The 21776-nt window shown below is 60.5% G+C and carries 19 protein-coding genes; 4 read left to right on the top strand and 15 right to left on the bottom strand.

Annotation, left to right across the window (positions count from 1 at the left end):
- Positions 1-33: 33 nt before the first annotated feature.
- Genes VFW72_RS14700 through gyrA form a run of 6 tightly spaced genes read right to left on the bottom strand, consistent with a single transcriptional unit; the run spans position 34 to position 8477 of the window.
- The gene (locus tag VFW72_RS14700) at positions 34-2073 is read right to left on the bottom strand and encodes a bifunctional 3-phosphoshikimate 1-carboxyvinyltransferase/cytidylate kinase (RefSeq protein ID WP_329675060.1); all 2040 of its coding nucleotides are present in this window, start codon (positions 2071-2073) and stop codon (positions 34-36) included.
- A gap of 12 nt (positions 2074-2085) precedes the next feature.
- Positions 2086-2967 (bottom strand): prephenate dehydrogenase, encoded by an 882-nt coding sequence (locus VFW72_RS14695; protein WP_329675059.1) that lies wholly within the window; start codon positions 2965-2967, stop codon positions 2086-2088.
- Positions 2968-2991: 24 nt separating this feature from the next.
- The gene (gene pheA, locus VFW72_RS14690) at positions 2992-4110 is read right to left on the bottom strand and encodes a prephenate dehydratase (protein ID WP_329675058.1); all 1119 of its coding nucleotides are present in this window, start codon (positions 4108-4110) and stop codon (positions 2992-2994) included.
- Positions 4103-5209, bottom strand: a complete 1107-nt coding sequence (serC, locus tag VFW72_RS14685; protein WP_329675057.1) for a 3-phosphoserine/phosphohydroxythreonine transaminase — start codon at positions 5207-5209, stop codon at positions 4103-4105. The genes pheA and serC overlap by 8 nt, the downstream gene beginning before the upstream one ends.
- 11 nt (positions 5210-5220) lie before the next feature.
- Entirely contained in the window at positions 5221-5799 is a 579-nt protein-coding gene (locus VFW72_RS14680) for a hypothetical protein (RefSeq protein WP_329675056.1), read from the bottom strand.
- 23 nt (positions 5800-5822) lie between these two features.
- Positions 5823-8477 (bottom strand): DNA gyrase subunit A, encoded by a 2655-nt coding sequence (gene gyrA / locus VFW72_RS14675; protein WP_329675055.1) that lies wholly within the window; start codon positions 8475-8477, stop codon positions 5823-5825.
- A 244-nt stretch (positions 8478-8721) separates the two neighbouring features.
- Between gyrA and ompA the strand changes: the two genes are divergently transcribed.
- Together ompA and VFW72_RS14665 are read left to right on the top strand one after the other, a co-directional pair.
- Entirely contained in the window at positions 8722-9387 is a 666-nt protein-coding gene (gene ompA, locus VFW72_RS14670; protein WP_329675054.1) for an outer membrane protein OmpA, read from the top strand.
- Positions 9388-9503: 116 nt separating this feature from the next.
- Positions 9504-10364, top strand: coding sequence for a hypothetical protein (locus VFW72_RS14665; protein WP_329675053.1), 861 nt, complete (start codon positions 9504-9506; stop codon positions 10362-10364).
- Here VFW72_RS14665 and VFW72_RS14660 read toward each other — a convergent pair.
- Entirely contained in the window at positions 10300-11910 is a 1611-nt protein-coding gene (locus VFW72_RS14660; protein WP_329675052.1) for a GMC family oxidoreductase, read from the bottom strand. The two genes, VFW72_RS14665 and VFW72_RS14660, sit on opposite strands and share 65 nt — an antisense overlap.
- Positions 11907-12443: a hypothetical protein gene (locus VFW72_RS14655; protein ID WP_329675051.1), complete on the bottom strand. Its 537-nt coding sequence runs from the start codon at positions 12441-12443 to the stop codon at positions 11907-11909. Before VFW72_RS14655 ends, VFW72_RS14660 begins: the two co-directional genes overlap by 4 nt.
- Positions 12444-12712: 269 nt before the next feature.
- On the opposite strand from VFW72_RS14655, the gene VFW72_RS14650 reads away from it, so the two are divergent.
- Together VFW72_RS14650 and VFW72_RS14645 are read left to right on the top strand one after the other, a co-directional pair.
- A complete protein-coding gene (locus VFW72_RS14650) occupies positions 12713-14419 on the top strand; it encodes a long-chain-fatty-acid--CoA ligase (protein WP_329675050.1) in 1707 nt (568 codons plus the stop codon).
- Positions 14420-14594: 175 nt separating this feature from the next.
- Positions 14595-15299 (top strand): hemerythrin domain-containing protein, encoded by a 705-nt coding sequence (locus tag VFW72_RS14645; RefSeq protein ID WP_329675049.1) that lies wholly within the window; start codon positions 14595-14597, stop codon positions 15297-15299.
- A 38-nt stretch (positions 15300-15337) separates the two neighbouring features.
- On the opposite strand, the gene VFW72_RS14640 is transcribed toward VFW72_RS14645, so the two are convergent.
- From VFW72_RS14640 to VFW72_RS14610, 7 genes are read right to left on the bottom strand one after another with little or no spacing between them, the layout of a single operon-like run.
- Positions 15338-16684, bottom strand: coding sequence for a GAF domain-containing protein (locus tag VFW72_RS14640; protein ID WP_329675048.1), 1347 nt, complete (start codon positions 16682-16684; stop codon positions 15338-15340).
- Complete coding sequence (locus tag VFW72_RS14635; RefSeq protein WP_329675047.1) at positions 16681-17172, bottom strand: hypothetical protein; 492 nt, start codon at positions 17170-17172, stop codon at positions 16681-16683. The genes VFW72_RS14640 and VFW72_RS14635 overlap by 4 nt, the downstream gene beginning before the upstream one ends.
- Before the next feature lie 21 nt (positions 17173-17193).
- Complete coding sequence (gene hemW / locus VFW72_RS14630; protein ID WP_329675046.1) at positions 17194-18399, bottom strand: radical SAM family heme chaperone HemW; 1206 nt, start codon at positions 18397-18399, stop codon at positions 17194-17196.
- Positions 18396-19058, bottom strand: a complete 663-nt coding sequence (gene rdgB / locus VFW72_RS14625) for an RdgB/HAM1 family non-canonical purine NTP pyrophosphatase (protein ID WP_329675045.1) — start codon at positions 19056-19058, stop codon at positions 18396-18398. The genes hemW and rdgB overlap by 4 nt, the downstream gene beginning before the upstream one ends.
- Positions 19055-19795, bottom strand: a complete 741-nt coding sequence (gene rph / locus VFW72_RS14620) for a ribonuclease PH (protein WP_329675044.1) — start codon at positions 19793-19795, stop codon at positions 19055-19057. Before rph ends, rdgB begins: the two co-directional genes overlap by 4 nt.
- A gap of 19 nt (positions 19796-19814) precedes the next feature.
- Positions 19815-20759 (bottom strand): PP2C family serine/threonine-protein phosphatase, encoded by a 945-nt coding sequence (locus tag VFW72_RS14615; protein WP_329675043.1) that lies wholly within the window; start codon positions 20757-20759, stop codon positions 19815-19817.
- Between the two features lie 7 nt (positions 20760-20766).
- Positions 20767-21735 carry a serine/threonine-protein kinase gene (locus VFW72_RS14610; RefSeq protein WP_329675042.1) on the bottom strand — a complete coding sequence of 323 codons (969 nt, stop codon included), beginning with the start codon at positions 21733-21735 and terminating at the stop codon, positions 20767-20769.
- Positions 21736-21776 lie beyond the last annotated feature (41 nt).

The raw sequence follows: 21776 nt of genomic DNA, 5'->3' as shown, positions 1-21776 counted from the left end.
TGGGTGTCACAGCCTTGAAAAAGCCCCGGTTGGTCAGTTTTTGACCAGCACGTGAGGCCAGCCGTCTACCCACCAGCCCAGCACGGTGTCGACCGATTCATCGATCGTCAGGGCTGAGTTGTCGAGCAAACGAGCGTCTGCAGCAGGGACCAGAGGCGAAATGGCGCGGGTACGATCCCGCAAGTCGCGCGCTTCCAGATCTGCACAAATCTCTTCTAGATTAGCAGAAATCCCTTTTGAAATCAATTGGTTATACCGGCGTTCCGCGCGCTCTGCAACGGTGGCCGTTAAAAACACCTTCAGGCCGGCGTCCGGGAAGATCACTGTGCCCATGTCGCGACCGTCGGCGACCAGGCCAGGCAGGCCGCGGAATGACAGCTGCAACTCCACCAGGGCCTGGCGCACGCCGGGGTAGGCGGAAATCTTCGAGGCCGTTTGACCAATCACTTCGCGGCGTAGTTCGTCGCTGACGTCGCAACCATCCAGCCAGACGTGGTGGGCTTCGAAGCGCAGGGGTAGTTCGTGGCCGATCTTGCGCGCCAGTTGCTCCAGGCCGGCTTCGTCGTCGGTGCTGATGCCGCGCGTGACAGCGGCCAAGGCGGTGACACGGTACAGCGAGCCCGAGTCGAGGAATTTGTAGCCCAGCCGGGTGGCCAAGGCGCTGGCCAAGGTACCTTTGCCAGAGGCGGTCGGGCCATCGATGGTGATGACCGGGATCAGATCCGGGTTGGTGCGGGCGACCTGGAACAGGGTTTCGAAGTAATCGGGGAAGGTTTTGCCCACGCAGCGGGGGTCATCGATTCGCACCGAGGTGGTCTGGCCCGGCGCCTTCGGCGCCAGCGGACTGAAGGCCGCCAGCGAGAAGCACATGGCCATGCGATGGTCGTCGTAGGTGTGGATGCTGCCGTGCTGCCAAGTGCCGGCCGGTGGCGTGACTTCGATGAAGTCTTGCCCTTCGACCACGGTCGCGCCCAGTTTGCGCAACTCGCAGGCCATTGCCGCGATGCGGTCTGTTTCCTTCACGCGCCAGCTGGCGATGTTGGTCAGGCGGGTGGTGCCTTCGGCGTACAGGGCCATCACCGCCAAAGTCATGGCGGCATCCGGAATGTGGTTGCAATCCAGTTCAATCGCCTTCAAGGGCCAGGCGCCACGGCGGATTTCCAGCCAGTTGGGGCCGCTGGTGACCTGTGCGCCCATGGCTTGAGCCGCGTCGATGAAGCGAATGTCGCCCTGGATCGAAGCGGCACCCACGCCTTCCACACGCACGGGCTCGTGGATGCCGGCAAGGGCGCCAGCGGCGATGAAGTACGAGGCCGACGAGGCATCGGCTTCAACGTGGATTTCGCCTGGAGATTGGTAACGGCAGCCTTGCGGGATGATGAAGCGCTCCCAGCCTTGGCGTTGCACTTGAATGCCGAAACGCGCCAGCAGGTTGAGCGTGATCTCGATATAAGGTTTGGAGATCAGTTCGCCTTCGACCTCGATGGTCAGGGCCTGATTCTGTGAAACCAGGGGCAAGGCCAGCAGCAGCGCAGTCAGGAACTGGCTGGAGACATCGCCCCGTACACGGATGGGGGCAGACAGGTTCAGTTTGCCGCCGCGCAAGCGCAGGGGCGGGTAGCCTTCCTTGCCGAAACACTCGATGTCGCAACCCAGCGGGCGCAAGGCGTCGACCAGATCGCCAATGGGGCGCTCGTGCATGCGCGGAATACCGCTGAGCTCGAAGGTGCCGCCTTGCGTGGCGGAAAGGACCGCGAGCGCCGCAGTCAGCGGGCGCATGGCGGTGCCCGCATTGCCCAGGAACAATTCGGCCTTGAAGACCGACAGCTTGCCTGCCAGGCCCGTGATGTGGACGGTGTCGCCGCTTTGCTGGATGTCGCAACCCAGTGCGCGCAGGGCTTCGAGCATGACGCGGGTGTCATCAGAGGCCAGCAGGTCGTGAACGACCGTGGTGCCTTCGCTCAGGCCTGCCAGCAGCAGGACGCGGTTGGAAATGCTCTTGGAGCCGGGAAGTCGGACCTTGCCGCCCGCTTCGAGCAGGGGCGGCAGGTCAAGAAAAGCGGTCGTGTACATGCAGATTCTGATTCAGCGGCTGCCAGGAGTCTTGCCGCCCAGTTGCCATTGGCTGCGGGCGTCGGAGGCCGTCTGGATGAGGCTTTGCAACGGGCCGCCGTTCCAGTCACGCATATTGCGTTCCAGGTGTTCCAGGGCTTCGCGGAAGGCTGCCGATTGCTTGAGGATTTCTTCCCGGTTGGACAAGAGGATGTCGCGCCAGATGGTGGGTTCGCTGGCCGCAATGCGGGTGAAGTCGCGGAAGCCGGGGCCGGCCAGCGACAGGAACTCCTGCCCCAGAGGCTGTTCGGCCAAGGCATTCATGTAGGCAAAAGCCAGCAGGTGAGGCAGATGGCTGACGGCGGCGAATGCTGAGTCATGGTGCTCCGGCGTCATCTTCAGCACCTGGCAGCCAATGGCCGCCCAGACGTCGGTGGCCTTTTGCACCAAAGTGGCGTCGGTTTGCGGCAAGGGCGTCAGAATGACTTTGCGGCCCTGGTACAGCAGCGGGTCGGCATGTTCAATGCCAGCCACTTCGCGTCCTGCAATGGGGTGGGCGGGCACGAAGGCCGGCAGCCGCTCTTTCAACACGCGACGGGCCGCATCGACCACATCGCGCTTGGTGCTGCCCACGTCCATGAACAGCACGCCGGGGTCGACCAGATGCCGGATGGCGCGGAAGGTGCCTTCACTGGCTGCCACCGGCACGGCGATGATGACGATGTCGGAGCCGGAGACGGCCAGCAGTGCCGATTCGGCGGCGACATCGATGACGCCCAGGCGTTTGGCTTTTTCTGTGGTGGAGGGGGATTTGCTGTACCCGACCACGCGTTTGACCAGGCCAGCCTTTTTCAAAGCCAGGGCAAAGGACCCCCCCATCAGGCCACAGCCGATCAAGCCGAGTTGGTTGAACATCCTGCGAAATCCTTCAAGGGCAAATTAGTGCGTATCCAATGGGTAGCTGCCCAACAGCTTGAAGAACGAGCATTGCTGACGCAGTTCTTCCAGGGCGGCTGCCACATTGTCCTGTTCCGGATGGCCGGCCAGGTCGATGAAAAACAAATATTCCCACTGACCCGAGCGGGCTGGCCGCGATTCCAGGCGGCTCATGGACACATTGTGACGCTTCAGCGGCACCAGCATGTCATGAACCGCACCGGGTCGGTTATTGACTGACACCACGACGCTCGTGCAATCGTGTCCCGTCGGTGCCGCGGGCTTGTGCTTCTCGGGGGTGGTGATGATGACGAACCGCGTGCGGTTGTGCGGGTCGTCCTGAATGGCCTTCTGAACGACATGCACGCCGTATTGTGATGCGGCCCGTTCGCTGGCAATGGCAGCGATGCTGGCGTCCTGGCTGGCCAGGCGAGCGCCTTCGGCATTGCTTGAGACGGCGCGTCGTTCGACATGCGGCAGGTTTTGGGTCAGCCAGCCTTGGCACTGAGCCAGGGCTTGCGGATGAGCACATACCGCTGAGATGTTGTCCAGATTGGGAACCTGCCGCAGCAGATTGTGGGTGACCAGCAAGCTGGTTTCACCCACGATGGTCAGCCTCGACTGCAGCAACAGGTCCAGGGACCGAGTGACCACACCTTCGGTGGAGTTCTCGATTGGAATCACCCCGAAGTCTGCCGCCTCAGCCGATGTGGCGCGGAAGACTTCATCGATGTTCGGGCAGGCCAGCGCGTCGATCGACGAGCCGAAGTAGTTGATGGCGGCCTGCTCCGTGAAGGTGCCAATGGGCCCCAGAAACGCCACTTTCTGGCGCCCTTCCAGCGAACGACAGGCCGACATGATCTCGCGCCAGATCGGGGCAATGCTGTCAGCCAGGATGGGGCCAGGGTTGCGCTGCTTGAGTCGGTCGATGACCTGGGCTTCGCGATCGGGGCGGAACACGGGCGAGCCATCGATCTTTTTGACTTCGCCAACCGCCTGCGCCAAGCGCGCGCGCTGATTCAGCAGCGTCAGCAGCTGCTGATCGAGGGCGTCGATCTGAACACGCAGTTCGCCGAGTTGTTCGTCGACGGGGCGGTTGTCGGGTTGGAAATGCTCAGCCATGAGATGCAGCGAAATCCTTCATGTAAGCGACCAGGGCTTCGACGCCTGCCAGGTTCATGGCGTTGTAGATGGACGCGCGCATGCCGCCCACGCTCTTGTGCCCTTTGAGTTGAAGCAAGCCATGTGCCTTCGCGCCTGCCAGGAAGGCGTCGTTGAGCTGGTCGTTGGGCAGGAAGAACGGGATGTTCATACGCGAACGACAGTTGGCAGCCACTTTGTTGACGTAATAGCCAGACGCATCGACGTAGTCGTAGAACAGTTTGGCCTTGGCCACGTTGCGGGCCTCGATGGCTGCCATGCCCGTGAGGTCGCCCTCACGCTGGCGTTTGATCCACTGAAACACCAGGCCGGCCAGGTACCAAGGGTAGGTGGGCGGGGTGTTGTACATCGACTCGTTGTCGGCCACGATCTTGTAGTCGAAGGCCGAGGGGGTGATCGGCAGCGCGTGGCCGATCAGGTCTTCGCGAATGATGACCAGGGTCAGGCCTGCGGGGCCGATGTTCTTCTGCGCACCAGCGTAGGCCACGCCCACGCGGCGCCAGTCGATGGGGCGCGAGACGATGTGCGATGAGCAGTCGATCACCAGGGGGGCATCGGTGCCGAGTGCCGCCAGATCCGGCAGTTCGTGCATTTCGACGCCATGAATGGTTTCGTTGCTGCACACATGCACATAGGCGGCGTTGTCGCTGATCTTCCAGCTGCCGTAGTCGGGCAGGGTGGTGTGGTGGTCGCCTTCGTTGGTGGCCGCCACATGCACCTCGCAATACTTGCGTGCTTCCTTGGCCGATTTCTGCGACCACGAGCCTGTGATGACGTAGTCGGCGCGTTTGCCTCGTGACAGGTTCATCGGCAGGATGGCGTTTTGGGCAATGGCGCCGCCCTGCATGAACAGGATCTTGTAGTTGGCCGGAATGGCCAGCAGTTCACGCAGATCGGCTTCGGCCTGTTGCGCGATCGAAATGAACTCCTTGCCGCGATGGCTCATTTCCATGACGCCCATGCCGCTGCCCTGCCAGTCGAGCATTTCGGCGGCAGCTTGTTGCAGAACTTCTTCCGGCAGGGTGGCCGGGCCGGCAGAGAAATTGAATGGGCGGCTCATGGCAATTCAGCTTATTTTTTCGCGGGTTTGGCGGCAGGGGCGGCTTTGGCGCCACCGGACGCGTTGGCCAGGATCTGGCGCACATTCGCCGCAGCCTTGTTCAAGGCTGGGTCGACCGCCGGGCGGGCGTCAGCAATGATTTTTTCCAGCAGCTTGTCGGTCATTTCCGGCAGCGAAGACTGGAATTTTTTCAACACGGGCGATTCCAGAATGGTCACCAAGGTACGAAGTTCTTCTTCGGTGAACTTTTCATCCAGTGCTGGCGTGAGGGTGGACTGAGCGAGTTTGTTGGCGCTGGCCTGAATGATCGGGCCGGCCGTGTCGACGTACTTCTTCAGCTCAGCATCAACCGCTTGTGCCGTGGCCACGCGCTTGTCTTCAGGCACGTTTTGCACAATCATTTTTTGCGCGGCCGCAGCCATCTGCATGGGTTGCTGATCGGTGATGTTGCGGGCGGCCGCGTCAATGGCGGGTTGTTGCAACACCAGCAGCTTGTTGATCAGCTCTTTTTTGGCAGCGGTTTGTGCCTGGGCGGCTGGGGCGACCAGAGCGCCAATCAGGGCAGTGGTCAGGGCCAGTTTTTTCAGCATGGTCAGGATCCGGTTGGAGTGGTTCAGGAGGCGTCGGCACCGCTGTCGGTGTCGTTGCCGGTTTCGGAGTCGCCTTCTTCGCCTGTGGCCTCGCTGGCCGCGTCGCTGTTGGCGTCGTTCTCTGCGATCCGTTGCAGGCCAATGAGTTTCGCGCCTTCATCCAAAGAAATGAGGGTCACGCCTTGAGTGGCGCGTCCCAGCTCACGGATTTCAGCCACGCGGGTGCGCACGACCACACCCTTGTCGGTGATGAGCATGATCTCGTCTTCGGCGCGCACCAAGGTGGCGGCCACGACCTTGCCGTTGCGCTCAGATTGCTGGATGGCGATCATGCCCTTGGTGCCGCGGCCGTGGCGGGTGTACTCGACGATGCTGGTGCGCTTGCCATAACCGTTCTCGGTCGCGGTCAAAACAGACTGCGATTCGTCCTCGGCCACCAGCATGGCAATGACCGATTGGCCTTCTTCCAGCATCATGCCGCGCACGCCCCGGGCGCTGCGGCCCATGGGGCGCACGTCCTCTTCATCGAAGCGAACCGCCTTGCCGCCGTCAGAGAACAGCATCACATCGTGCTTGCCGTCAGTCAGGGCGGCGCCCACCAGCACGTCACCTTCGTCCAGGCCCACGGCGATGATGCCGGCCTTGCGAGGGTTACTGAAGTCGGTCAGCGGGGTCTTCTTGACTGTGCCCATGGCGGTGGCCATGAACACATAGTGGTCTTCAGGGAAGGTGCGGAACTCGCCGGTGAGCGGCAGCACCACGTTGATCTTCTCGTCCTTTTCCAGCGGGAACATGTTCACCATGGGCTTGCCGCGCGAGTTGCGCGAACCCTGTGGCACTTCCCACACCTTCACCCAGTACACGCGACCCCGGTTGCTGAAGCACAGGATGTAGTCGTGGGTGTTGGCGATGAAGAGCTGGTCGATCCAGTCGTCTTCCTTCGTGGCGGTGGCTTGCTTGCCGCGGCCGCCGCGCTTCTGGGCGCGGTACTCGCTCAGCGGCTGGCTCTTGATGTAGCCGGTGTGCGAGATGGTCACGACCATGTCGGTCGGGGTGATCAGGTCTTCGGTGCCCAGCTCTTGCGCGTTGTGCTCGATGGTCGAGCGGCGGGCGCCCAGTTTGGTTTGACCAAATTCCTGACGAATAGCGATCAGCTCTTCCGAGATGATGAAGGACACGCGCTCGGGCTTGGACAGGATGTCGAGCAGGTCGGCAATGTGAGCCATCACCTCTTTGTACTCGCCAATGATCTTGTCTTGCTCCAGGCCGGTCAGGCGTTGCAGACGCATCTGCAGGATTTCGCTGGCTTGGTCGTCTGACAGACGGTACAGACCATCGGGCTGCATGCCGAACTGCATGGGCAGGCCTTCGGGGCGATACAGCTTGGCATCGCCCTCGGTGCGCGACAGCATTTCGCGCACCAGCGACGAATCCCAGCTCTTGCTCATCAGGGCCTGCTTGGCCACCGGTGGGGTGGGGCTGGTCTTGATGGTTTCGATGAACTCGTCGATGTTGGCCAGCGCCACGGCCAGGCCTTCCAGCACGTGACCGCGTTCGCGCGCCTTGCGCAGCTCGTACACGGTGCGGCGGGTCACCACTTCGCGGCGGTGTTCCAGGAAGACCGTGATCAGGTCCTTCAGGTTGCATAGCTTGGGCTGACCGTCGATCAGCGCCACCATGTTGATGCCGAAGGTGTCTTGCAGCTGGGTCTGCTTGTACAGATTGTTCAGCACGACCTCAGGCACTTCACCGCGCTTGAGTTCGATCACCACGCGCATGCCGGACTTGTCGGACTCGTCCTGGATGTGGCTGATGCCTTCGATCTTCTTTTCGTTGACCAACTCGGCGATGCGTTCGAGCAGGTTCTTCTTGTTGACTTGGTAAGGGATCTCGTCAACGATGATGGCCTGACGGTCGCCCTTGCCGATGTCTTCAAAGTGCACGCGGGCGCGCATGACCACACGGCCACGGCCAGTGCGATAGCCTTCACGCACGCCGCTCAAGCCGTAGATGATGCCGGCGGTGGGGAAGTCGGGCGCGGGGATGATCTCCATGAGCTCATCGACCGTGCAGTCGGGGTTCTTCAGCGAATGCAGGCAGGCGTCCACGACCTCATTGAGGTTGTGAGGCGGAATGTTGGTGGCCATGCCCACCGCGATACCAGCCGAGCCGTTGACCAACAGGTTGGGCAAGCGGGTGGGCAGAACCAGCGGTTCTTTTTCAGAGCCGTCGTAGTTGGGTCCGAAATCGACGGTTTCCTTGTCGATGTCGGCCAGCATTTCGTGCGCAATCTTGGCCAGGCGAATTTCGGTGTAACGCATCGCCGCGGCGTTGTCACCGTCCACCGAGCCGAAGTTGCCCTGGCCATCGACCAGCATGTGGCGCAGCGAGAAGTCCTGCGCCATCCGCACGATGGTGTCGTACACCGCCGAGTCGCCGTGCGGGTGGTACTTACCGATCACGTCGCCCACGATGCGAGCCGACTTCTTGTATGGGCGGTTCCAGTCGTTGTTGAGCTCGTGCATCGCGAACAGCACGCGCCGGTGAACGGGCTTGAGGCCGTCACGGGCATCGGGCAGGGCACGACCGACGATCACGCTCATCGCGTAATCGAGGTAAGAACGGCGCATCTCCTCTTCGAGGCTGATGGGCAGGGTTTCTTTGGCGAATTGCGTCATGCGAGCTGGAGTCTTTTTTGGCGCGGGCAGCACACAAGCTGCCCGCGCGATGGCAAAGGAGTGATTGTAATTGGCTGAATCTGTCTCGCGATCGCAACAGCTGGGTGATGAGCTAGGGGATCACGGTGTGCGACAGGGCTGGGTGGGAAAAAAGCCCTATGGCACAATCATCGAGGCCCTTGTTGCAAGGACTAACCCTTGTGGCATCGCAGTATTCACTGCACCTAATTCGTGAGGACCCCACATGAACAATCTCAATAAAGTCGCTGCTTTGTTCGCTTTCGTTGCTGCCGCTGGCGCCGTTCAGGCTCAAGCCATCGACAACTGGCGTGCCACCGATGGCACCGTCTGGAAGAACGGCACCAACGAACTGTGCTGGCGTGACAATTTCTGGACGCCTCAAACCGGTGTTCAGGGTTGTGATGGTGTTCCTGCACCGGCACCTGCTCCCGCGCCCGCTCCGGCCCCAGCTCCGGCTCCCGCCCCAGCTCCTGTCGTGGTGCCAGCGCCTGTTCCTGCACCCGCTCCAGCTGCAGTGCCTGCTGCCCCTCAGACTGAAAAGGTCAGCTTCGCTGCCGACGCATTCTTCGATACCGGCAAGGCTGATCTGAAGCCTGAAGGCAAGGCCAAGCTCGACGAGCTGGCTGACAAGGTCAAGAGCGTGAACCTGGAAGTGATCGTGGCTGTGGGTCACACCGATTCGCGCGGCTCGGCTGATCTGAACCAGAAGCTGTCGGTCAAGCGTGCTGACGCCGTGAAGTCGTACCTGACTTCCAAGGGCATTGACGGTGCTCGCGTCTACACCGAAGGCAAGGGCGCTGCACAGCCAGTGGCCGACAACAAGACCGATGCCGGTCGCGCCAAGAACCGCCGTGTTGAAATCGAAGTGGTTGGCACACGCAACAAGTAAGATCTTCCTGATCTGAACAGAAAACCCCGCCTCGGCGGGGTTTTCTTTTTGGGTTGATGTTGTGGGTGAAAGCGGTCACACTGCGCGCCATCGAGGTTTTCACCTGTGGTGTGCGCATGAATCAGGATTTTGTCCGATCGGTGCCGTCGGGGATGTCGTCTCAGCTGACCCGGCAGGCCACCTTGATACTGATGGTCGCGATGGCCCTTGCCGGTGTGGTTGGCTTGTTGGCCTGGGGGCCGGTGGTGCTGGCCTCGCACATGCACCAGTTTGCCGACCAGCGGAGTTGGCGTGGCCTGCCGAACGCACTCAATGTGCTGTCACATTTGCCGCTGATCCCGGTGGGCATTTGGGGGCTGTGGCGTGTGTCTCGATTGCCGGCTGGCGAGCGCTTGCGCTGGATCTGGTTCTGGTTTTTCGTGTGCCAGTTGCTGGCCACCGTTGGCGGTATGGCCTACCACTATGCGCCTGATGATGCGTCGTTCATGTGGGATCAGGTGCCGAAATCGGCGGCGTCGACTCTGTTCGCGCTGGCGTTTCTCGCTGAGCGGGTGGATCGGCGCATGGGGCACTCGGGGGCAGTTGCCGTCGGCCTGCTGGCTGCCTTGCTGGGTGGGGTGTGGTGGATCTTCACCGCCGAGCAAGATCAGGTGGGTGATTTGCGGCCTTTGATGTGGCTTGAGATGCTGCCTGTTTTGTTGGTCGCCGCCGGCGCGTGGACGCTCAATGGTCATTTGTTGAGTCGGCAGGACTGGCTGCGTTCACAGTTGAGCTTTGTGGTGGCTCAAGCCGTTGATTGGGGTGATGGCTGGATCTTTGACGCCACCCACCAGGCTATCAGCGGCCATGCGATTCGACATCTCGCTTTGGCAGCCTGTTGCGGGTGGGTGGCTTACCGCCTGGGGGCGGTGGTCAGGCCAGCTGAACGTCCTTCCCTGTCAGCCGCTTGGCCAACTGCGTCGCAAGCCGGTTCGTGAACCCGTAGATGGACAGCTGCGGGTTGGCGCCAATGCTGGTGGGGAAGATCGAGCCGTCATGAACGGATACGTTGGACAGCTGCCAGTGTTGGCCATCGGGGCGGATCACGCCCATTTTTTCATCGCCGCCCATTCGACAGCCTCCCATCACATGGGCGCTACCCGCGCCAGTGAGATAGGGTTTCATATCGAACGCAGCGATGGCTTTGCGGGCCTCGTCCCATGAGCGGTAGTACTGTCCTTGCTCGTGAGCAGGCAGAACCATCTTCGCTCCCGCGGCAAACTGGATTTCCGCCATGCTCAGCAGGGCTCTGCGGAAGCCGTTGAGAATGTAAGGCGTCAGGGCATAGTCGAGCGCTGGCGAGCCATTCAGATTCAGCTTGACCTCGCCGCCAGCGGCCTCGGGGTGAAAGCCGTCTCGCATCAGTGCCAGCATCAGTTGGGTGTGCGGGTAGTGGCTGAACCGTTCTGCCAGCGTGGACCCGACGCCGCCCAGCAAAATGCCACTGAGACCCGGGTGCATCGGAGTCGCTTCCAGCTTGTAGCCAATTTCCCCATCGATCGGCTGGGTATGCAGAAAGTGATCCGAGTAAATCGATTGTGGGGCGCCGCTCCAGCCTTCGATGCGTTGCTCGAACACGGCGGATGAGAAAGCAACCGGATGCAGGAAAGTCCGCTTGCCCAGAAGCTTGTAAGGGTCGGGTGCGTTGGATCGCATCAACAGCGCGGGCGAGTTGATCGCGCCACCTGCGATCACGTAGTGGCGGGCTACCACGCGCATGATCTTGTCCGAGGCTTTGTCACCGTTGACCTTGATGCCGCTGCAGATCAGCGATTGCACTTGCTTGTCGCCAATTTCCAGTCGCTCAGCCCGGGTCTGGTAGAAGAGCCGGGCGCCGGCTTGGAGTGCAGCGGGAATGGTGGTGATCAGCATCGACTGCTTGGCGTTGGTCGGGCAGCCCATGCCGCACGAGCCGAGATTCCAACAGCCCTTGATGTTGCGAGGAATGACTTTGGCCTTGATGCCGAGTTTCTCGGAGCCGGTTCGCAGCACCTCGTTGTTCGCGTTGGGCTGCCCTTCCCAGGGATGGACGTTCAGCCGCTGTTCAGCCTGAGCGAACCAGGGCGCCATGCTTTCCTCGGAAAAATCGTTCAGCCCGAACTGTTTTTGCCAATGACTGAGGGTGTCGGGTGGGGTCCGGAACGAGCTGGTCCAGTTGATGACGGTGGTGCCGCCTACGCAGCGACCTTGCAGAATCGAGATGCTCTTGTCGGTGCTGCGGCGCGCACCACTTTCCTGATACAGGGTGCTGTAGGCTTCTGACTCGCGCTGGTTGAAGTCGCTGCTGGTTCGCAGCGGGCCCTCTTCAATCAGGACGACATCCAGCCCAGCCTTGGTCAGGATCTCAGCTGTGATTCCGGCGCCTGCACCGGTGCCAACGATGGCAACGTCGCAAGTGATTCGCTCAGGCAGGCCTTGCTCGCCGTGAAAGGTTTTCCAGCCGCTTTGCAGCCCTTGGCGGAAAAGGTCAGGCAGTTTGCTCATAGTTCCATCGGGCCGGGGTAGCCCACCAGCTTCCAGTTGTCGGGGTTGGTGAAGAACATCATGCAGGTGATGTCGCGCACAGCGTGGTAGGCCATCTGGGTGGTCGGAAGGGCATGCATGCGCATGCGCTCCAGTGCCTGCGTGATGGCTTCGTCGGGTGCCTGAGACCAGGGCTGACTCAGTCCGGTGACGAGGTAGCGAGTTGCCGGGTTCGCGAGCAGACCAAGCAATGCGTTGATTTCAAGGCGAACTGCCTCAGGCAGGTTGTTGAGGTATTGACCCATGCGTTGCGCATGCGTGTCCAGTGCAGCCTGTCTGGCTGCCGGGGCGGTGGGAAGGTAGCCTGGCAGGATGCCGCGCGCCAGTCCTTTGAGAACCTCCAGACCGTGTTCGGTCATGCGCCCATCGGACATGCCGCGATGCCAGAATATGGAGCCACCCAGTGCGGCGCCCGCCGCGCCCAGGGCGACGGCGGTTTTCATCAGCCAACGTCGCCGGGGCGAGGCGGGCAAGGATCGAGCTTGATCATTCATGAAAAGACCTCGTGTGCAAATTGCACAAACAGGAAACATGTGATGTCACATTGGTTCGCATTGTGCACCTGAATGCAGCCCGTTTGGCACGGGGATTCGCCCTAATGATTCCGCTTTGTGAAATTGTCGTGGGATCGCACTCACATGAGGGGCGGGTAAATGCCGGGAATACCCCTGTCACGTGTTGTTGCAGAATCCCGAAGCCGCTTGCTGATCTGCTCGTCTGGGAGCGAGCGATTTGAACCCTTTGAGTCCATATATAGAAGAGGATGGCGATGACCGCAGCAAAACCTTGGCTGGCTCAGTATGAGCCCGGTGTCCCCGCAGAGATCAACCCAAACGAATACGCCTCGCTGGTTGATCTGCTGGATCAATCCTTCAAGCAGTACGCCAGCCGCGACATGGCCGCTTTCATGGACGTTCGCTGGACCTTCGCCCAGGTCGACGAGATGTCTCGGTCGCTGGCTGCCTGGTTCCAGTCCAAGGGGCTGGCCAAGGGGGCTCGCATCGCCTTGATGATGCCCAATACCCCTCAGTACGTGGTGGCCATCGCGGCTGTGCTGCGTGCAGGCTATGTGGTGGTGAACGTGAACCCGCTCTACACCCCACGTGAGTTGGAGCACCAGCTCAAGGATGCCGGTGCAGAAGCCATCGTGATCCTGGAGAACTTCGCCGTCACCCTGCAAGAAGTGATCGAGCGCACCAGCGTCAAGCACGTGGTGATGGCGTCGATGGGCGACATGCTGCCTTGGTTGAAGGGCACGATCGTCAACTTCGTGGTCCGCAAGGTCAAGAAGATGGTTCCGGCCTACAAGATCCCCACCACGGGCGGTCGTCAGGTCACGGCTTTCAATGACGCCGTCGCCCAAGGTCGTTCTGCCAAGTACACCCGTCCGAAGATGGTTGCCACTGATGTGGCTTTCCTGCAGTACACCGGCGGCACCACCGGCGTGTCCAAGGGCGCTACGCTGCTGCATCGCAATGTGGCTTCCAACATTCTGCAGTGCGAGGCTTGGTTCAAGCCCGAACTGTCGAAGCTGGGCACTGGCGGCGTCTCCATCGTGTGTGCGTTGCCGCTGTATCACATCTTCTCTTTGACGGTGTGCTACTTCATGGGGGCTCGTTTGGGCGGCATGAACATCCTGATTCCTAACCCGCGCGATCTGCCGGCCGTGATTGCCACCCTGAAGAAGTTCAAGGTCAATCTCTTCCCCGCCGTGAACACCTTGTTCAATGCCCTGGCCAACGTGCCCGAGTTTGCGTCGGTTGATTTCTCTGGCCTGAAGGTGTCGATGGGCGGTGGTATGGCTGTGCAGCAAGCGACGGCCGAGAAGTGGCTGAAGGTCACGGGTTGCCCGATTGTCGAAGGCTATGGTTTGTCCGAAACCTCGCCCGTGGCAACAGCCAACCGTCTGGATAACCGCAATTTCACCGGCACCATTGGCCTGCCGCTGCCTTCCACCGAAATCGCCATCATGGACGACGACGGCAACCACCTCGACATTGGCGGTGTGGGCGAAATCGCCATCCGCGGTCCTCAGGTGATGGCGGGCTACTGGAACCGTGCCGACGAAACGGCCAAGGTCATGACAGCCGATGGCTTCTTCCGCACGGGTGACGTCGGCGTGATGGATGCCAAGGGCCAGGTCAAGATCGTGGATCGCAAGAAGGACATGATCCTGGTCTCCGGTTTCAACGTGTACCCGAACGAAGTGGAACAAGTCGTCAACATGCATCCGGCCGTCATGGAATGTGCCGCCGTGGGCGTGCCAGACGAGAAGTCCGGCGAAGCCGTGAAGATCTATGTGGTACGCAAGGACGAGTCGCTGACCGAAGCGGCGCTGAAGGCCTTCTGCCACGAGCAGTTGACCGGCTACAAGTGTCCGAAGTTCATTGAATTCCGTGCTGATCTGCCCAAGACCAATGTGGGCAAGATCCTGCGCCGCGAACTGCGCGACGAGAAAAAGGCAGCCTGATCACCTGAAGGCTCAGGAAGCGAAGCCGTCAGCCTTACGGGCTGGCGGCTTTTTTCTTTGGGCTGCGGCTTAAGTGATTTTTAAGTTTCCCTGAGCAAGCATTTACGAAACGGCTGTGTGTGCCCTCGATACAGTTCCCTGCATCCATTCACGAAGGACAGCAAGGGAATTCATCATGAGCACTCAGACAAATCAAGCCGGACGCCTGAACCTTTATCAATCGGTTCATAAGGGCCTGCGCGCATTCATGGCTGATACGGTTCAACTGGTTGGCGCGACGGATCCTGCCGACGCAAGTGAACGAGACAAGGCTCTTGAGCAAGTGCGCACGCTCTTGTCGATCTGCCAGGCACATTTGAGCCACGAAAACGACTTCATCCATGTCGCCATGGAGCGCCGTAGCCCGGGTAGTGCCCGACAATGTCAGGGCGACCATGTCGAGCACATGGCGCATATCAATCAACTGACACAGTTGGTGTCAGTTGCAGACTCGCCAGAGCAGCGAGCTGATGGCGGCGATGCCTGGCTGACGCTGTACCAGGAACTGAGTCTGTTTGTGGCCGATAACCTCGAGCACATGATGCTGGAAGAGAGTCACAACAACCAAGTGCTGTGGTCGCACTATTCAGATGAAGAGTTGGGCGGCATCCATGTGGCTTTGGTGTCGAGCATTCCTCCTGAGGAAATGGCGATTCATTTTCGGTGGATGATTCCTAGCCTGTCGCATCCTGAGCGTGTGGCCATGCTGGGCGGCATGCAGCAAGGTATGCCCGAGCCGGTGTTTCACTCTCAAATGGCGGTTGCCCAGACCTTGTTGACACCGCGTGCCTGGCAAAAACTGGCAGGGGCGTTGAACTACCAAGCTGCCACGCATGGCTGAGGGCTTCCTTCCTCGTTGCGCACCCTTGGCTGCCTGGTCTAATCGACTTGAGTCAGCTTCAAGGGGTGTGCAATCGAGATGGCAAAGCGCCCTCGACCGGTCTTGGTCATCTGTACGCAAGCCTGCCGTTCCGCCAGGCGGCGCTGCAGTAGCACCAATCTGGCCTCAAGGTTGTCACTGATGTCAGGTAGCCCCAGTTCGGGTGAAAGACGCAGTTCCCGATTGGTGAAGTGCAAGCGGCCTTCCTGTTCGGCTGTTTGAACCAGCTTCCAGAAAATGGCGCCAGCAACGCCTTTGATCAAATAATCATCGTCTAGAAAGACGCTGTGATCGGCGGAGAAGTAGCGCACCGAGACGACTCTCCCGGCCGCTTGTTCTTTGGTCTGGATGAGAGGAGTGTCTGCCTCGATGGTTTCGCTGGCGTCTGCGCAGGTCAGCGCCTTGGCCATCCAGCCGAACTGCTGCGCCAGTGTGGACAGCATGTCTTCATCGTCGTATGTGAAGCGAAGGTCTTCTGGGCTTTCGACATACAGCACCCCGTAAAGCTGCGTGCCAGCCACAATCGGTACGGCCAACTGGCTACGGCTTTCAGGCAGGCCGGGCATGGGAATGGCTGTCTCGAGTTGGTGGTGCAGCCCCGATGCTTCGGCACTGGCGCGAACGGCTTTGCCGTAGATGTATTCGCTGGTCATGTGCGAGATGCGAATGGGCGTTCGCTCGCGCGCTGCAACGCCGATCACGCCGTGTCCCATCGGGATTTCGGAGCCGACGCCGGGGTTGTCGTAGCCCCGGCTTGCGACGGTGAACAAGCGCTCGCCACATTCATCCAGCTTGAGGATCATGATGTGCTGAATGCTGCAAGCCAGGTTCAGGGCCGACAGCGTGTTATCCAGCAGTTCATTCAAGTCTTTGCTGGCGTTGAGCATGTTGCTCATCAGGCGAAGCTTGGGGAGTTGATCGCCGCTGCTGAGTGCAGGAATCTGCTTGGCCACCACCGCTGTATCGACTTCCAGCACTTCATAGATGTCGGCTCCCAGGAGCTTGAAGATGTCAGCCATGCCCGTGTGCGATGCAATGCCCGCCAACTTGGCTTTCATGCTCTCAAATAGCGGCCCATGTGTCTCAGTGCGCAGGTAACGAACGTGCAGCCTGTAGCCACTGCCTGAGATCGGGTCTACGACCTTCAGCAAGGCGTAAGGGTTGCTCAGAATGTTCTGTCGGGTCTTGTTGAAGAACTGAAAGGTCAGCGCCACATGGCGATGGTCGACGTACTGTACTTGCGAGAGGTATGCGATATTGGGGGTGCCATCTTGCGAGCAGGTGGCCAGGGCACTGGGAATGGCGCCTTCGAAGCAGTTGCGAAGGCCTGCGATACACACCGTCATGCCGAGGCTCCTGGAATGGGTTGCCCAGCTCGAGGTCCCGGTGTTTGTTCAAACACCACCAGCGGTGTGAAACTCAAGGCCACCATCTGGCCGGACTCGACCGACATATGGGTCTGTCCGAAAGTGCGATCAAATCCAATTTGAACAATACCGTTCAGGAAGCGCTGACAGTAATCTTCAATCGCTGCCATGTCTTCAGTTGACGCCGCTTGCAGGCTGATCTGATGGCCCTTGATTTGAATGGCCGCTTCGGTTTCAGGCAGACAGTAGACGGCAGCCAACGTGTCCTGGCTGAGTACGTCTTGCAGAAGCTGGCTAGCCTCTGTGCGCCGCACGAACACGGTGATGCGCCGACGGTCTGCCGACACGCGACAGGCAAAACCGCGGCATGAACTTGGGCGAAGGGTGGCAGAGCACGAGGCAAGATCAATCGCGACTTCGCGTTCGATAAAGGCCACCGTGCTGTCACTGAGCAGGTCGGCTGGCATGAGCCGAATTGTAGGGGGCGCTCAGTCTTGCAGAAAGAGCGCTTGCAGGTCGCTGAGGAAGTCGAAGCCTTTTTCGGTCGGCCACGCTCGGGCCAGATCGCGAGCCAGTAGGCCCTGTGCTTCGGCCTGGTTCATCGCTTGCTGGATGCTGGCCAGTGTCAAGCCAGTTCGTTCCTGAAAGCGGAGCAATTCGAAGCCGTCTTTCAGTCGCAGCGCGTTCATCATGAACTCGAAGGGGCGGGCGTTCAGTGCCACTTCCTGTTCGTTTGAACAGGCTGCACCTTGTATGGCCTTGTCCATGTAGGTAGCCGGCTCACGCCAGCGAACCTGTCGCACGATGCGGTCGGGAAAGCTGATTTTGCTGTGCGCGCCAGCCCCGATGCCAAGGTAATCGCCAAACTGCCAATAGTTGAGGTTGTGCAGGCACTGATGCCCCTGGCGGGCATAAGCGGATACCTCATAGCGTTGCAGCCCTGCCTGCGTGGTTTGCTCGGTCAGGTAATCGAGCATGTCAAATGCGGTGTCGTCATCTGGCAGATCTTGCGGCGGTCGCGTAGCGAAGACCGTGTTGGGCTCCAACGTCAGGTGGTACAGCGACAGGTGGGGCGGGCGGAATGACAGCGCGGTCTGAATGTCGCTTTGCAGGTCAGCCAAGGTCTGGCCGGGTAGGGCGTACATCAGGTCCAGGTTGAACGTATCGAAGCAGGTTGCGGCTTCTTCTACGGCGGCACGAGCTTGATCGCCGCTGTGCACTCGGCCCAGAGCTTTGAGTTTGCTGTCCTCAAAGCTCTGCACGCCAATGGACAGTCGGTTGACGCCAGCTTCCCGAAAGGCCTTGAAACGGTCCTTCTCGAAGGTGCCTGGGTTGGCTTCCAGTGTGATCTCGCTGTCGGGTTCCAGCGGCAGTCGGGCGCGCACATCGGCCAGCAGGCGGTCGATGCCTTGCGGTGAAAACAGGCTGGGTGTGCCGCCCCCGATGAACACAGTGTGGACGCGTCGTCCCCAGATTTGCGGCAGGGCCGACTCGAGATCGGCGCACAAGGCATTCAGGTAGCGCGTTTCCGTGTCAGCGTCCAACATGCCTTGCGCTGGCACATTGGCAGATGCCGGTGAGGCATGCGAGTTGAAATCGCAGTATGGGCACTTGCGCAAACACCAGGGCAGGTGAATGTAGAGTGACAAAGGGGGCAAGGCTTGCAGCGCCCCCGGTCGGTGCAAAGTGATCATGTGCGTTGCCAGGGCCACAAGTTGTCAGAACCCGGCGCCCATTGCTCACGAATCAGATTCAGCATGCGTTCACAGGCTTGGGCCCGATGGCTGATGCCATTTTTGATTTCGGGTGCCAGTTGTGCAGCGCTCTGCGAATAGGTTGGCAGCCACAACAAGGGGTCGTAGCCAAAGCCATGTTCGCCTTGCTGTTTGTGGAGCAATTCGCCCGACCAGGTGCCTTGTGCAATCAGCGGCTCAGGGTCGTCCGCGTGCCGCACCGCCACCAGCACGCAAATGAAGTGCGCGTGCCTGTCAGTTTGCGCCTGCATCTGGTCAAGCAGCCAGGCATTGTTGGCTGCGTCAATGGTTTCGCGGTCAAGACCTTCGGCGATGCGGCCTGCGTCCACCGCATAGCGGGCAGAGCGAACACCGGGTGCGCCGCCCAGGGCGCGAACACACAACCCCGAGTCGTCGGCAATCGCGGGGCCTTGGCCTTCACGAGCCGCATGCCGTGCTTTGGCCAAGGCGTTTTCGACGAAGGTGATATGGGGCTCTTCTGCTTCCGGAATGCCCAGCGATCCCTGGGTCACCAGGGTCAGGTTGAGCGGGGCCATCAAGGCTTGCAGTTCCTTGAGCTTTTTGGCGTTGTTCGACGCCAGGATCAGCGTCTTGCTCATGCCTTGCTCAACGGCTGGGCCAGCGCGGCGGTTTGGGCTTCCAGCAACTGGCGAATGCCCTTTTCTGCCAGGTTCAGCAGTTGGTCCATCTCGCTTCGCGTGAAGGCCACGCCTTCAGCGGTGCCTTGCACTTCCACGAAATGGCCTGCGCCGGTCATGACCACGTTCATGTCGGTGTCGCACGCCGAGTCTTCCGTGTACTCCAGGTCGAGCAGGGGGGTGCCTTCCACAATGCCCACGCTGATGGCGGCCACAGGGTGAAGGATGGGGCTGGCTGCAATCTTGCCTTGAGTCATCAAGCCGTGAACGGCGTCGACGGCGGCAACATAAGCGCCGGTGATGGCTGCAGTGCGAGTGCCGCCATCGGCTTGAATCACGTCGCAGTCGATCACGATGGAGCGCTCACCTAGAGCGGCCAGGTCAAACACGGCGCGCAAGCTTCGACCGATCAGCCGTTGAATTTCCTGGGTGCGGCCCGATTGCTTGCCGCGAGCAGCTTCCCGGTCAGATCGGGTGTGAGTGGATCGCGGCAGCATGCCGTACTCGGCGGTGACCCAGCCTTCGCCGCTGCCACGCTTGTGAGGGGGCACGCGCTCTTCCACCGAAGCAGTGCACAACACCTTGGTGTCGCCGAAGCAGATCAGAACCGAGCCTTCTGCGTGTTTGGTGTAGCCGCGGGCAATGGTGAGCGGGCGCAATGCATCATGCGCACGACCGTGCGCGCGTTGATAAGCCATGAGGGCTCCTGGGAGTCAGTCAGTTCTTCTTGCCGCCGTTGGCAGCATTGGCCGAGCGGCGAATGGCTTCGTTGATTTCGCGAATCGAGCGCTCGATCTCGGCCTCGTCGAGTTCATCCAGGCCACCCAGATCGGTGTGTTCGCCCGAGCCGCCCACGCTGGCCTGGATCGTCGAGGCAAAAACCTCTTCGCCCAGCGTATCGGTTTCCACGTTGGGGGCTTCGTCGTTCTCTGCCGATTCCCACTCCACGGCCAGCACGGTCACGTTGTCGCACTTCACGCCGCCATTGCGCAAAGCCACTTCCACCAGTTCAGGTACGGCATCGGAAATGGTGCGGGTCGACAGATGTCGGGTGATTTCGTCGTCTTCCACGGTGCCCCACAGCCCATCGGAGCACAGCATGATGCGGTCGCCTTCCTGCAGCAGGATGGGGCCGGCAGTATCGACCACGGGCTTGCCGGGGCTGCCCAGGCACGTGAACAACACGTTGCGGTTGTAGCGCTCGTTCAGTGGCACCACGCTGGACAGGGATTGCTGCAGCTCGGAGTAGGAGTGATCCCGTGTGCGCACCAGCAGCTTGTCGCCGCGAACGAAATACAGGCGAGAGTCACCGCAATGGGCCCAGTAGGCTGAGTTGCCTTGCATGATGCAGGCCACGATGGTGGTGCGGGGCGTGTCCATCAGCCCCTTTTCGCTGGCGTAGCGCAGCAGCTGGTGGTGGCCTGCCATGACCGCGTCCTGCAGGAAGCGGATGGGGTCTTCCAGCGAGGGGCGTGCGTCACGTTGATACAGCGCAGCCATGGTTTGCAGGGCCAGTTGCGAGGCCATTTCCCCTTCGGGGTGGCCGCCCATGCCATCTGCCAGGGCAAACAGGCCGGAATCCCGCGTGTAGCAATAGCCCATGCGGTCTTCGTTTTTTTCGCGACCGCCCTTGCGGCTGATTTGGTAGACGGAGAATCTCATGCCAGCCTCAAGCCTTTGCGCCTGATTTGAGGTTTTCAAGTTGCAGCTTGACCCGCTCGGAGAAGGTCAGCTTCGAATAGCGGCGTTCGGTCTCGCGGGCGAGTTCCTTTTGCAGGGCGAACACGCTCTGGGGCCGGGCCAATGGGTCAAGCGACATGCACCACTCAGTGACTTCCAGCAGGTTGTCAGAGTAGACATTGCGCAGGCGCGACAGCGACAGGCTCAGACGGTCTTTTTCAAGCCGCTGGGGCGCATCGTTGGGCGGGTAGCCTTGCATGCACGCATAAATGCAGGCGCCAATCGCGTAGATGTCAGTCCAGGGGCCCAGAGATCCGTCGCGGCGATACATTTCCGGCGCCGCAAAGCCCGGTGTGTACATCGGGCGAATGAAGTTGCCTTCCTTGGACAGCACCTCGCGCGCAGCACCGAAGTCAAGCAGCACCGCTCGGTTGTCGTTGGTGATGAAGATGTTGGCGGGCTTGATGTCCAGGTGCAGCATCTTGTGCTGGTGAACAATGCGCAAGCCACGCAGAATTTCGTCGAACAGCGACCGAATGGTCGACTCGCGGAACACCTTGTCACGTTTGAGGTCGCGGGCCGTGACGATGAAATCCTGCAGGGTGTCGCCCTGCAAGTAGTTCATCACCATGTAGACGGTTTCGTTTTCTCGGAAGAAGTTCAGCACCGAGACCACACTGGGGTGTGCAATCTGCGCCAGCGAACGGCCTTCTTCAAAGAAACTCTTCAAGCCCAGGCGGTAAAGCGGCTGCTTGTCCGGTTTGACGCGCGGAATGAGTTCCCCCGCGGCGCGTTCGGCCAGGGAGGCGGGCAGATATTCTTTCAGGGCTACCAACCGCTTGTCAGGGTCTTCGGCCAGGTAAACCACGCCAAAACCACCGGCTGCAAGCTTCTTGACGACCTGATAACCACCCACAACTGTGCCCGGAGGCAACGGGGCTGGCTTCGGCTTTGACATAATCGAGTTTTGTCTGGTGTCAAGTAACCATGTCAGTCTAC

The sequence above is a fragment of the Aquabacterium sp. genome, assembly GCF_036273115.1.
Classification (GTDB): domain Bacteria; phylum Pseudomonadota; class Gammaproteobacteria; order Burkholderiales; family Burkholderiaceae_C; genus Aquabacterium.
The sequence above is the reverse complement of the archived record's forward strand: the minus strand, read 5'-3'. Positions and strand labels throughout refer to the sequence as shown.